10 protein-coding genes and 1 pseudogene are annotated in these 12,470 nt (G+C 57.9%); 10 read left to right on the top strand and 1 reads right to left on the bottom strand.

Annotated features, from left to right (window positions below; all coding sequences use genetic code 11):
- Window positions 1-304 (top strand): transposase domain-containing protein (locus tag ACXAED_RS23405; protein WP_475054069.1); only part of this gene is annotated, 304 nt, incomplete at its 5' end.
- Between the two features lie 348 nt (window positions 305-652).
- Here the strand turns inward: ACXAED_RS23405 and ACXAED_RS23400 are convergent.
- Entirely contained in the window at window positions 653-1,171 is a 519-nt protein-coding gene (locus ACXAED_RS23400; RefSeq protein WP_475054066.1) for a tyrosine-type recombinase/integrase, read from the bottom strand.
- A gap of 458 nt (window positions 1,172-1,629) precedes the next feature.
- On the opposite strand from ACXAED_RS23400, the gene uvrB reads away from it, so the two are divergent.
- The 9 genes and pseudogenes from uvrB to ACXAED_RS23355 all read left to right on the top strand — a co-directional run bounded on the left by uvrB (window position 1,630) and on the right by ACXAED_RS23355 (window position 12,388).
- Window positions 1,630-3,606 (top strand): excinuclease ABC subunit UvrB, encoded by a 1,977-nt coding sequence (uvrB, locus tag ACXAED_RS23395; RefSeq protein ID WP_475054063.1) that lies wholly within the window; start codon window positions 1,630-1,632, stop codon window positions 3,604-3,606.
- A gap of 128 nt (window positions 3,607-3,734) precedes the next feature.
- A pseudogene (locus ACXAED_RS23390) lies at window positions 3,735-4,288 on the top strand (IS6 family transposase); the annotation flags it as partial.
- Between the two features lie 98 nt (window positions 4,289-4,386).
- Complete coding sequence (locus ACXAED_RS23385) at window positions 4,387-4,917, top strand: hypothetical protein (RefSeq protein ID WP_475054061.1); 531 nt, start codon at window positions 4,387-4,389, stop codon at window positions 4,915-4,917.
- A gap of 195 nt (window positions 4,918-5,112) precedes the next feature.
- A complete protein-coding gene (locus tag ACXAED_RS23380; RefSeq protein WP_141117917.1) occupies window positions 5,113-5,493 on the top strand; it encodes a hypothetical protein in 381 nt (126 codons plus the stop codon).
- A gap of 425 nt (window positions 5,494-5,918) precedes the next feature.
- Window positions 5,919-6,101, top strand: a complete 183-nt coding sequence (locus tag ACXAED_RS23375) for a hypothetical protein (protein WP_475054058.1) — start codon at window positions 5,919-5,921, stop codon at window positions 6,099-6,101.
- 162 nt (window positions 6,102-6,263) lie between these two features.
- Window positions 6,264-8,627, top strand: a complete 2,364-nt coding sequence (locus ACXAED_RS23370; RefSeq protein ID WP_475054055.1) for a type IV secretion system DNA-binding domain-containing protein — start codon at window positions 6,264-6,266, stop codon at window positions 8,625-8,627.
- A 1-nt stretch (window position 8,628) separates the two neighbouring features.
- On the top strand, window positions 8,629-11,613 hold the full coding sequence (gene mobF / locus ACXAED_RS23365) for a MobF family relaxase (RefSeq protein ID WP_475054053.1): 2,985 nt from the start codon (window positions 8,629-8,631) through the stop codon (window positions 11,611-11,613).
- Window positions 11,610-12,101 carry a hypothetical protein gene (locus ACXAED_RS23360; protein ID WP_475054050.1) on the top strand — a complete coding sequence of 164 codons (492 nt, stop codon included), beginning with the start codon at window positions 11,610-11,612 and terminating at the stop codon, window positions 12,099-12,101. Before mobF ends, ACXAED_RS23360 begins: the two co-directional genes overlap by 4 nt.
- Window positions 12,098-12,388 (top strand): hypothetical protein, encoded by a 291-nt coding sequence (locus tag ACXAED_RS23355; RefSeq protein WP_475054047.1) that lies wholly within the window; start codon window positions 12,098-12,100, stop codon window positions 12,386-12,388. The genes ACXAED_RS23360 and ACXAED_RS23355 overlap by 4 nt, the downstream gene beginning before the upstream one ends.
- Window positions 12,389-12,470: the final 82 nt, after the last annotated feature.

The raw sequence follows: 12,470 nt of genomic DNA, 5'->3' as shown, positions 1-12,470 counted from the left end.
CTACATCCACCGGCAGTGGGACGGGCTGCAGACCTTCCTTCACGACGGCCGCGTCGAGATCGACTCCAATGCTGTCGAGAACCTGATCCGCCCTATCGCCTTGACGAGAAAGAACGCGCTATTCGCTGGCCATGATGAAGGCGGCCGAGCCTGGGGCCGCATCGCTTCGCTCATTGCCACAGCTAAGATCAATGGCGTCGAGCCCTTCGCCTACCTCAAGGCCACCCTCGAAGCCATCGCTGCAGGTCACCCTGCCAGCCGGCTCGACGAACTACTCCCCTGGAACTTCCAGCCGTCAAGCTGAAAGCCCGGTGCCCTCCAGGTGCCGCTTACCCTGCTGATCGGGTTGGGTTTCTTCTTTTCGCAGCCAATAGGCCACGGCTGGCGGTCTGCCGCCAAGTGCGGAATGGGGGTGTTTGCGGTTGTAGAAGTCGGGTCATGATGAGCTCCTCTGTCCGATGGAATGGGCTTACAACAGCCGTCCCATTTTCGCGCAGATGTGGCTCCCATTGAATACATGACATCTCTGCAGCTCCGCCGTGGCGGAGCGGGTTAGCCCAACTCAATTTATCATCAGGTGGCCATAATGCGGAGGAAAGTGCGCAGACCTGCTGCTTACCGGCGTTTTCGCCCCACATTCCTCCGCACTATTTCAGAGCGTGTCGAGCCAGGCGAGCAGGCTCGCATCCCGTTTCCATGACGTAGGATGAACTGCCGTTGCCGGAAGACTGACCTGTTCCAGTGCCTTTCGCTTCGTTTCCAGGTTCGCCTTCGCGCAATGGTTGGTGGTGGCGTGGCTCACGTGGCCAAGCCTGCTGCGGATGACCGTGACGTCGACACCAGCCGAGACAAGATGCACCGTGGTGGCGTGGCGGAAGCTGTGCGGCGTCACATGTTTGGCGTGCAGCGATGGCTTGGTTCCGGCCGCCGCTTTCACATAGCCCGCAAGCTTGAACCGGACGCCCGAGGCGCTGAGCGGCTGGCCATAGCGGTTCACGAACAGCCGCTGGTCTGGTGCTCGCGGTTTTCGCTCCAACAGCTTTTTCAAAAGCAGCACGGTTTCCGGCCAAAGCGGACAAATGCGTTCCTTGCGTCCCTTGCCTATCAGCCGCACGCAACTTGGGCTATCAAACCGGATCATATTGGGGCACAGGTCGAGTGGACCTGTCACGTTTTTTTCCTCAGACGACCGAAGTAGCAGTCGTTGCCGTTCTATTCTTGCAGTTCATCATCCGGCATCGACGCTGCAACTCCGACGGGCAGCACATGACCCTTGCAACCGCCTTCCTGCCGAACATCTTCATACTGACCGCCAGTATAAACCGGTAACACCGTGTGATCCGCGGGCAAATGCAATCGGAAACACGGTCTTATATTTCATTTCAAAGGATCAGAACAAATGGCCAGTGGTTGGGCACCAGACAGCGCTGTTCAAGACCAGACCGACGCGACGATCTCGGATCCCGTTTCGGCAGTACGCTCCGGATTGCCTTCAGGGGAGGTAGAGGCCGAATGCGATTTTTGCGGAGAAGGGATCCCCAATGCCGCTAGAAAGGTAGGTGGCCTCATTCTCTATGGCAGCATAGCCTGCGACGCGCTAGCATCCATATGAAACTGGGAGAAACTGACATGTCGTCCGGCGTATTTATTCTGCATTCACGTAACACCCCGGCTGGTGATCAACCCGAGGCCATCGCTAGACTTGTCTCGGGCATCGAAACCGGTGCAACGCACCAGACACTCAAGGGCATCACGGGATCTGGCAAGACCTTCACCATGGCGAACATCATCCATCGCTTGAATCGCCCCACGCTGATCCTTGCACCAAACAAAACGCTGACAGCTCAACTTTATGATGAGATGAAACAGTTCTTTCCGGAAAATGCCGTCGAGTTTTTCGTTTCCTATTACGATTATTTTCAGCCGGAAATGTACCTGCCCGGCAGCGACCGCTTCATTCCGAAAGACTCCTCTATCAACGATCACCTGGAAAGATTGCGTCTTTCGACCACCAAATCCCTTATCGAACGCCGCGATACAATCGTAATCGCGTCGGTGTCTTCGATATATGGGCTTGGAGATCCGAACGATTATCGGGCTCTCCAGATTCCGCTCGCTCATGGTATAAAACTAGAAAAAGATGATCTTCTGCAACGGCTGGACCGCTTGCAATATAGCCAAACCGAGGGCAGCCTGAAACGGGGCACCTACAGAATCAACGATAATGTCATCGACATATTTCCTGCCGATTCCGAGCACGACGCCGTACAAGTCGTTTTGGCTTCTGGGAAGATCGGTTCGTTGCAGCTGATCGACTCCGCGACCGGCAATCATCATGGCGGCATCAGAGAATATTTGGTGTCGCCGAAGACACTCTTTGCACCATCGGACAATCAAGCAGAAGTCGCCGCTGACCAGATCATGAGAGAATTGGATGAACGCGTTGCCGAACTGAACCTTCAAAATCGACTTGTCGAGGCTGATCGCCTCTATGAGCGCGTCACCCATGACGTCGATATGCTACGAAGTGTCGGCTACTGCTCAGGGATGGAAAACTACGCTAGCTACTTCAGTGGGCGTGCCCCCGAGTTGCCCCCGACGACACTCCTTGATTATCTGCCAAAAGACGGACTCCTGTTCGTCGATGAATCGCACATCATGATCCCGCAAATATCGGCCATGTTCCGAGGCGATCAGTCCCGGAAGGACACGTTGATCGACTACGGGTTTCGACTACCCTCATCGAAGTATAACCACCCACTTAGCTTTGCCGAGTTCGAAGCAATCAAACCGCAGACGATCTTCGTGTCCGCTACACCTGGCAACTACGAATTGAAGGTCTCTGATGGCCGGGTTGTCGATCAGGTCGTGAGGCCCACGGGCTTACTGGACCCAATCGTCGAGGTGCGGCCGTCGGCCGGTTCCATGGTCGATCTTCTCGGCGAGATTCAGACCTGCGTGGACGCAAACAATCGTGTTCTGATTACCACACTCACGAAGGCAGCAGCCGAAAAGCTTCACGAATTCATCGCAGGCAAGGGCCTACGAGTGCGCTATCTGCACTCTGACATAAAGACCAACGACCGAATCGAAATACTAGATGGGTTGCGCGCAGGAGAATTCGATATTCTGATTGGCATCAGCCTGTTGCGGGAAGGACTGGACATTCCCGAAGCAGCATTAATCGCCGTTCTTGATGCGGATCATGCAGGGTTTCTTCGCTCTGCGAACGCGCTAACTCAGATGATCGGTCGCGTGGCCCGAAATGTCAACGGGAAGGCGATCATGTATGCGAACCGGATCACACCCGCGATGCAACATGCAATTGACGAAACCAGCAGCCGCAGACAGCGCCAGATCACCCATAATGCGGAGCATCACGTCACGCCGAAATCTTCTGCCCGCAAATTGAACTCAGAGGCGAAAAATGAAAATGAAGCGTTTGTGCATTCAAGTGATTTCTGCACAAACCTTGTCGAGCTATGCAATCGCATCACCGAAGAGGAGCATCTACTTCTGGCGGCTGCGGATGCCAACGACGAAAAACGCGTCGAGGAAATTCGCGAAAGGTTGGACGGCATGTACCGGCAGTTCATATACCTTTGATACTTAGATCATTCGCCTGCATCGTCGGGCTTGCTATCTCAGGTTTTCGTTTCGCGTTCAGGCCGCGTAAGGCTTGGACGGGCAATGCCAACTTGTTTGCCGAGCGGCGAATAGTTTAGGCGTCGGGTATGACTATTTTTTCCGCCATGCCGCGCTTGAAAAGGCTACCGTTTTCCTCGTGAGGTCGTCGTATATGCGGTCTGGGTCTACCACCGCTTCGCGTCCAGCACGGCAGACGTCGAGGAACTTCTCGCCGCTCGGGGTGTCACGGTCAGCCGGGAAACGATCCGGAAATAGGTGAACCGTTTTGGGGTCCACTTCGCCGATTGCATCAGGCTCGACAAACCGGTCGCGGTCGACAAATGGCACATGGATGAGGTCGTTATTCCGATCAACGGCAAGACATACTGGCTCTGGCGGGCGGTCGATGCGAGCGGCGACGTTCTGGACATTCTCGTTCAGCCACAGCGGAACGCCAAAGCTGCAAGGCGTTTTCTGGGAAGGCTGATCAACTTTTTCGGTGAAACTCGCGTCGCGATCACGGAAAATTACGCAGCTATTTCAAGCCGATCCGGGACCTTGCACCGCACGCAGATCATCGCGCGCATGAGGGCTTGAACAACAGGACCGAAGGTCGCACAGGCCAACACGACAGCGCGAGAATGTGATGGCGCGGTTCAAATGTAAGACCGCATGTCTTGGGAGCGACGTCACCTGTGGGCATTACCATTAACTTGATCGCAAGGCGGCACATGTCGCCTTTTGCGATGGAGAATTGGCGTGACTCACGAACTTTCGGTGACATACGTCGGTATCGACGTTTCCAAGGACAAGCTTGCAGTAGCGGTTGCAGATTGGGCCCCAGGCGGCGAGGTCGTGTCCTGGAGCACCTTTGAGAATGCACTGGTGTCCGTTCACATCCTGCTGAGAAAGATCGCCAAACGCGCGGCAACCGTGGCTGTTTGCTATGAAGCCGGGCCGACAGGGTACGGGCTCTATCGGCAGGTTCGGGCTTTCGGTTTCGAGTGCTCGGTGGTTGCGTACTCGCTGTTTCCAATGCGCGCCGACCCGCATGGCAAATGGCAGCCGAAGATCTCGCCGGTTGCCTTCCTCCAGCCCTTCCTGCCTAACTTAGAATGTGATCGCAGACGAGACCGCGATCGCTTGTACGGATGCCGGCCGCGTCTCCGCTTCGCCCTGCCCCGGTATTTTCCATTCGATTGGCGTGCCTGCCATCCGGCCGGCTGTCTGAACACGGGTTTCGGTGCCGTTACGCGTCAGCCTCCACGGAGAAACCCGCCCCGCCGCTGAACTCAACGGAACCGGACCTAAGTTTAACAGAGGTAACGTTCAACACGGACGCAGTGTGGCTCGAAGAACAACAACGAACCAATATCTACCATTGACACGTATTTAATATTCGTGTCACACATCGAATACGGGATGCCATGGCTTCTCGTCAAACAATCATCTTGCTAGGAAGTCGTCGCCAACAGGGGACGACACATGCCGATAGAACGTTACAAATCCTTGGTCACGATCGCTGGCGTTTGCAGCTGGAAGAAAGCGGGACAGGTTTTTCAAGTTCGGTATGACCTGGTAAAACCAGGGGTGAACAGCGGTGCTCCGGCGTACAATTGTATTTACATTGTGGACGGCCAGGAGCACGTTCTGGTCCCGTCCAATGCCAGACCGAGCGGCTTTGTCGAGGAACGTCAGATCAACCTCTGGCCCGGTATCCTCAAAAAGCACCACCTGGAATACGGCGACGGTTCAATGCTGGTCTTCAACCCGGAGGATCAAACCATTTCTACCTGGATGGTCGGCCCTGACGGCAAGGCTGAACTCAGCACAACCGGCGGAAACAGAACAGCGGCGGAAAGCTAGCCACGGCGCGGCGCGGCCGCTGCGTCCTGCATCTGACGCTGAAAAAAAGCACCAAATTAGCGCCGTAACCTCCCCGCCGGAAAAGTCTGCGCGGCGCATGGGCGTGTGCATGTCCAGGCATGCGCCGGGTTTCCCAAGTATCACGAACATTCTGAATTTCACCCGCAATGGGCGGGATCCCGCGGTGCCGGGACCGCGGGTATTTGCCGTGCATCTGAGACTATGAAAGGAACGAGCGATTTGACCCTGCGCAAAGCCGGGAACTGGCGCTGGCCAAAGGATTGGAGACCGCTGACTGCCGGAAATACTGCATCGGCCAGACGCACGCATAGCGGCGGAATTCAGGTCAGGCAGGCAGACTTTTTTAGCGTAAGCGGGCTGTTGGAAAACGACGAAACACTCAAAAGAACAGAAAGGAAGGCGGCATGAACACCATCTGCCAATGGTTCTATCTGGCTGGATACGGCGGATGGATCATGCCCCGCTGCCTGCGCAGGCTGACTGCGCGTTCTGAGTTTCATCGGGCGTGGGCGGCCGGCCGTCTTGGTTTCTTCGAGGAAGACGGCGTGAGGTTCAGTCCAGCCAGCCCCTACTATCCGCCCAGCTGACTACAGCGATTTTCTCAGTGAATGAAAACAGCGCGGCCCAGGAGACATCCGGGCCGCGGCACCCCGGCTATTGCCGTTCGAAAACAACAACTAGCGAAGTGCCGCGGGTGTCCCGAGCTGTTGTCGGACTGCTCGCGTTGCAAAAGGAACGAGGGATTCGTCATGGGCAACAAAGGACATACCCAGCTTGTCAGAGGCGGCCAGACGACACAACACTGGACCCGCATGGCAACTCAGGTGTTCAAGTACAGCACCTCGGTAGCTGCTGCGGCGTTCACCATCACGTTTCTGGTCCTGGTCGCTCAGAATTACGAAATGGATAAGGTGCGCCTCACCGGTATCTACTGGATCGCGGAATTCAACGTTGAACAGCGGGGCACCGAACTCCGCGAACTCAACTATATGGATCTCGACGGCAGGCGTGTGAAGCGTACCGCTGGACAGATCTATGCAGACCGCGGCATGCGCGCGACCTATAACCACTACACTGCCAATGCCTGGCGCTACCTCTATTTCTCCCTGCTGCCAGCCGCCGCAGCGTTCGCTTTCACCTTCGCGGTCTTCGCCATGGTTGGCCGGTCGCTGAAAGAGGAAGAACATATCCGGGGTGCGCGCCTGGTCACAGCCAAGGAACTGAAAGCCTGGTCAAAGCAGAAGTGGCGCGAATACGAGAAGCGCTTTGGTAAGGACACCAAGAAAGGCCCCCGCTACACGCTGGCCGGGATCGAGTTTCCGCCCAATGCCGTAGAGGCGCAGATCGGCATCACCGGCACCGTCGGCACCGGTAAGTCGAACCTCATGCACGAGCTGCTGAACACCATCCGGGCCGCTGACGGCAGGGCCATCATCTATGACAAGATGGGCGGCTTGCTGCGCGACCACTACGACCCGGTAAAAGACATCATCCTCAACCCCTTCGATGAACGCTCCGTGGGCTGGTCGCCTTTCAATGAGGTGGCTTCACTGGAAGGCTTCGCGCAGATCGCGGAGGTGATGATCCCGGATCAGCAAGGCTCCATGGACAGTTTCTGGACCCAATCCGCCCGGCTGGTCTTCCAGTACACCGCCCGCGAGCTCGCAAAGGCCGGAAAGACCACCAACGCAGATCTGCGCAAGGCTATCATGAACATCCCTTCCGAGGAGCTGGGCAAGCTGGTGGCCTCGACACCGGGTGCTCATTTCTTCGGGGAGCATGTTGCGAAAACCTCCGGCTCGATCCGCGCCAACATGATCACCGAGCTGCGGTTCCTGGAATACCTGCGCGATGATGCCGAACCTTTCTCGATCCGCGATTGGGTTGTGAATGACCGGCCCGGCTTCGTGTTCCTGACCGGAGACGCGGAAAAGTCGGCCGCGACGCGCAACATCATCTCGACTGTCTTTGAGGTGGCGGCCAACGCGCTAATGACAACCGAGGAAAGCCGCGACCCCAAGGTCTGGTTCTTCCTCGATGAGGTGCCAACCCTCAACAAGATGCCCTTCCTTCCCAAAAGCCTTGCGGAGATCCGGCAGTTCGGCGGCGCCTTTGTCGTCGCCTACCAGGTGTTTTCCCAGTTGGAAGACATCTACGGCGGCAAGGCCGCAGAGACGATTTCCGGCGTTTTGAACAACCGGGTTGTCTTCAACACGCCCGATTACAATACCGCGCAGCGCTCCTCCCGGTCTCTTGGCGAAGAGGACGTGATCGAGCAGCAGGAAAACATCACGCTGGGCGCGCATGACACCCGCGACGGCGTGGGCATTGTCGGCCGCCGCACTCAGCGCGCCATCGTCACCCCGGCGGAAATCCAGTCATTGCCGCAGTTCGTGGCCTACTTTCGCCCGGCCTATGACGCCCCGACCGCCAGGGTGCGTTTTGAGCCTGTGCCGACCACGGCCACTGCGGAGAAGTTCGTCCCATACAAGGGTAATGGCTTCGATGCGGGCGGAATGCAGGTTGCCGCCTTGAATGTGGAAATCGAGGAGGGCGAGACTACTGAAGAGGGGTTCGCGGCCCTGAAACCCGAAGAACAGAAAGCTGAGTTTTTTCGGTTCTTGGACCGCGTGCGCCCCGAAGGCGCGGTGGGAATTGAGGAACCCGCCAAAATCTCGGAACGGGACTGGTACTGGCAGCATTTCGCCACGGCCCGGGTACGCGGCCACGATGTGAAAGAGATTGCTCCGCCAGACCCCTATGCAGGCTTCGCAGGCAACGGCACTGCCAAGGCCCGCGAAACTGCCGCACTCCCCTACCCCGGCACCACGCCGGCACAGGCTGACCAGGAGACTGCAGCCGCCGCGCCAGCGAAAGAGCCTGCGCCTGAGGATCCGGCTCAAGTAGCAGAAAAGCCTGCGGACGGAGACGCGGCGGCCGAAATTGTCAGCCCTGCCCTGCCCCTCTCTGTTCGTGCCCATCCCGCCGTCGGCCGCGCCCAGCCGGACAGGAAATCACCCAACCGGCCGGAACACCCGCAGGAGCCTCCAGCCAAAAAATCCGCCGCTAGCGCACTGCTGGCGATGGAAACCACCATCCGGGGAGTGAAGTGACATGATGTCGATCTCAAACGTCTCGGCCGGGGCGGCTGCCAGCGGCTATTACAAGGAAGAAGGCTATTACAAAGCGGGTACAGAGGAGGGCGAACGGGCGGCCACCTGGTTCGGCAAGGCCGCGGACGAAAACGGCCTGAGCGGCTTTGTCGATGACAGGCACTTTGCACAGCTGCTCGATGGTGAAGCACCGGACGGCAAGCTGATGGGCCGCTATGTGGACGGCGAACGCCAGCACCGCCCTGGCCTCGACCTTACCTTTTCTGCGTCCAAATCGGCTTCAGTGGCCGCCCTGGTGATTGGCGACAAACGCATAATTGAAGCCCATGACGCCGCAGTGCGCGCGGCTATGACAGTGGTGGAAGAGCGGTTTATTAAAACGCGCTTCCAGCAAGACGGGGAAATCGTCACGAAAAACGGGGAAGGAATTATTGCCGGAATTTACCGACACGACACCTCCCGCGCGCTTGATCCGAATTTGCACAGCCACGCCGTCATCGCCAATATGGTGAAAAACGAAAATGGCGACTATTCAGCAATTCGGAATGAAGCCATATACAAAAACCAAAAACTAATTACAGAAATCTACCGCTCCGATTTTGAGAACCGGATGGCAGACCTAGGCATTGCCACGGAACGCGGGAAATTCGGAGAAGTGAATATTTCCGGTATTTCTCAGGAAGTGACCGAAACCTTTTCCAAGCGTCGGCAGGAAATTCTCAATGCCCTCGACAATAAGGGAATGGATGTTTCGCCGGCAACAGCGAGCAAAGCGGCATTAGCCACCCGCGCGGCCAAGCACAAAAATCTGGACCGGGACGCGCTGCGGGAAACCTGGCGCGCAGACGCACTCGCAGCCGGTCTTGGCCGGGATCAACTGGACCTTGGCCGGGTGGGTCACGCAGCCCCGCAGCCTGTGGTGCCACTCGATCAGCAGCGCCCGATCGACCCCCTTCGGGAAACCGGCCAGCCGTCCGGAATGTTCGAGAAGGCCAAGGCCATGCTGTTCAGCGCTGCAGCCGTGACACGCGTGGAGACTGACCCCAGGCAGGCCGTAAACCGCGCCGTCGAGCACATAAGCGAACGGGAGTCCGCCTACAGCAGGGCAGATCTCACGGTGGCGGCAATGCACTTCGCTTACCGTTCAGACTTCAAGGCGGTGGACGCAGAGATCAACCGGCAAATCAAAGCTGGCCGTCTCTTCGAAAGCGGCGAGGATGGACAGATCCTGACAGACAAGGCGTCTGTGGAACTGGAACGCTCCATCCTGGCTTCCTGGCGAAAATCAGAGAAATCTGAGGGGTTGGAGCTGCAAGGCACTTCCCGCAGGACTGGGGAAAGCACACTCACCAAAAAGCTGACTGAAACTAATTCTCTGACCGCCGGTCAGCGCGCTTCCATTGAAACCTCACTGACCGGTTCAGGCAGGTATGTCGGGATCCAGGGCTACGCAGGTTCAGGAAAAACCTTCATGATGGAGCGGATGGCTCACTACGCCGGACAAAGCGGTTACGAGGTCAAGGGCTTTGCTCCAAGCCACCAGGCCGTGCAGGAACTAGCCAGCGTCCTTGGCGGTGCGGAAACCCTTGCCAAGGTCACTACCGCTGAGCGGCATCATCCGCAGGACGTGGACAACAGCAGGACCATCCTTGTGGTCGATGAAGCCTCAATGGTGTCCGCCCAGGACATGCGCAGCTTCATGGATTACGCGGAGCGCACCGGCGCACCGAGGGTCGTCTTCGTGGGCGACACGCAGCAGCTCGATGCGGTTGCCGCCGGTCAGCCATTCGCCCAAATGCAGAAAGCCGGGATGCGAACGGCGGTCATGGATGAGATCCGCCGCCAACGGGACGATGATCTAAAAGCTGCGGTTTATCACTCCATCCGGGGCGAAATCACGGCAGCCTTCAACCGAATGGAAGACAACGTTCTGAAGGTCGATGACCCCCGGCAAGAGGCCGCAGAAAGGTTCCTTGCTCTCAACCCGGCGGTGCGGCAGGGAACCCGGATCCTCGCCCTCACCAATGCAGCACGCGCAGAAATCAATGAGGCTGTGCGCGATGGTCTCCGGCAGGAAGGCGGCATTGCCTCCGATGAGGTCAAGGTGAACGGACTGCTGAACCGCCAGCTCACCGAGGCAATGCTTGCCGACGCCCGCAGCTACGCCCCAGGAGATGTCGTCATGTCAGTGGCGACAAGCAAAGAGTACGGCCTCAAGAAGAACGGTCTCTATGTGGTTCGGGAAGCTGATCACAGGGGCAATAAGTTGACCGTTGAGCATGAGGAAACCGGTGTCCGGACCACCCTGCCCTTGGCTGCGAAGTTCAATCAACGGGAGCTTGGAAAGGCGCTGGTAGCCTATGAGCGCGAGGCCAGAGGCTATGCTGAAGGCGACCAGGTGCGGTTTCGGATCACAGACCCGGAAAGCGGCATCAAAAACGGTTTGCGGGCTGAAATCAAATCAACAAAGGAGGAAGTAATTGAGGCCGAAACGCAGGAAGGATCGCGCATCATAATTCCGGCCGACAGCCTCGCCGCCCGCGGCCTGGAACACGACTACGCAGCCACCGCTCATGCCGTTCAGGGCGAGTCCGTTGACAGGGTGATTGTAGCGATGCGCTCCACCGAACGGCTGGCGACCCAAAAGAGTTTCTACGTGGAGATCAGCCGGGCGCGGGATGAGGCGATGCTGCTGACCGAAGATCCGGACCGGCTGTCCAAGACCATCGAGAATGAAACCGGGATCCGCCAGACCGCGCTCGATGCCTGGCTGGACGGCCGCCTCGCTGGCGCCCGCGCCCGCCAGCCGGAAGAAGAACAAACCCGCGAGGAACCACCGGAGAAGCCTGAGGCGGTGAAGGAAAAAGAGGCCAAAGAGATCGAGCCGGACACCCCTGCCCTGCCCGGCCTCTTCGATGAGAAACTTAAAGAAGTTGAAAAGCAGGCTGAAATCGTCCTGCAGCGGGACAAGGACATTGAACGATGAGCGAGACACCTCAGAACGTCCGTATCGTGCTCGGCCCTGTGGCCCGGCAGCTGATCGACGGCGCAGGAGAGAACCGTCCCAAGGCATTGGATGATGCGATTACTGCCCTTCTGGAAGGGCAGAAAAGCGGGCAGGCAGAAGCCCCTGAACAGGCACCGCTGGACGCCCGTTTGGCGTCCCTGGAGGCTGCGATGGAGCGCCAGACCGAAGCGCTCCGGAACCTCTCCTATACCGCGACACTGGAGCTGAAAATGACCCGCATCCTGATTGCCTCGCTGATGAGTGAGGGCAATGAGGATCAGCAGACACTCCTTGCTTTGGCCTCCCAGGCCACCGGCGAGGTTCAATCAAAACTGCAGTTGCTTGAAGACTCCGAGATCGAGAAACTGCGGGAAAACGAGGCAACGGTTCAATCGGCGATCCTGCGCGACCTGGAGCGTGGCGGCATGGAAAACGAGCCGGCAGCAGAGGCGGAGATTGAGCGATGATGAACTTCCTGAAGCGGGCCGTACCCGGCCAGTACCGCGCTGCCATGCCGTGCCATTCGCGTGGCATGGCATGGCACAGCCGTGCCACAACCCCTGCCACGGGCCATTTTGGGGCCTCTGGATCCCTTAAAAATATGGCTTCACAAGGTTCCGACACACTTGAATTGACAAAATGCCAATTTTGGCAATTAAATCAGCGCCTTGCGCTGATTGCAGCTTTGCTGCGTGAGGTGTGGAACAAATCTGAGGCCCTCGGGCCGAAACCGGCGTTCCAAGGCACCCGGTAAGCCATTCAACTGACTGGCTTTCCCGCCTGCGGAACGGGCCGCGTCGGCGGTTTTCCTTCCTGAATTATGCTGCTTCCCCGCT

It is taken from the genome of Leisingera sp. ABM4_103 (assembly GCF_056158685.1).
Note: the sequence above shows the minus strand (reverse complement) of the source record. Positions and strands in the feature narration are given on the sequence as shown.

Bases quoted from the DNA above. Each gene is read 5' to 3' on its own strand.
- uvrB (WP_475054063.1), top strand. From the start codon at position 1,630: ATGTCGTCCGGCGTATTTATTCTGCATTCACGTAACACCCCGGCTGGT.
- ACXAED_RS23380 (WP_141117917.1), top strand. From the start codon at position 5,113: ATGCCGATAGAACGTTACAAATCCTTGGTCACGATCGCTGGCGTTTGC.
- ACXAED_RS23375 (WP_475054058.1), top strand. From the start codon at position 5,919: ATGAACACCATCTGCCAATGGTTCTATCTGGCTGGATACGGCGGATGG.
- ACXAED_RS23370 (WP_475054055.1), top strand. From the start codon at position 6,264: ATGGGCAACAAAGGACATACCCAGCTTGTCAGAGGCGGCCAGACGACA.
- mobF (WP_475054053.1), top strand. From the start codon at position 8,629: ATGATGTCGATCTCAAACGTCTCGGCCGGGGCGGCTGCCAGCGGCTAT.
- ACXAED_RS23360 (WP_475054050.1), top strand. From the start codon at position 11,610: ATGAGCGAGACACCTCAGAACGTCCGTATCGTGCTCGGCCCTGTGGCC.
- ACXAED_RS23355 (WP_475054047.1), top strand. From the start codon at position 12,098: ATGATGAACTTCCTGAAGCGGGCCGTACCCGGCCAGTACCGCGCTGCC.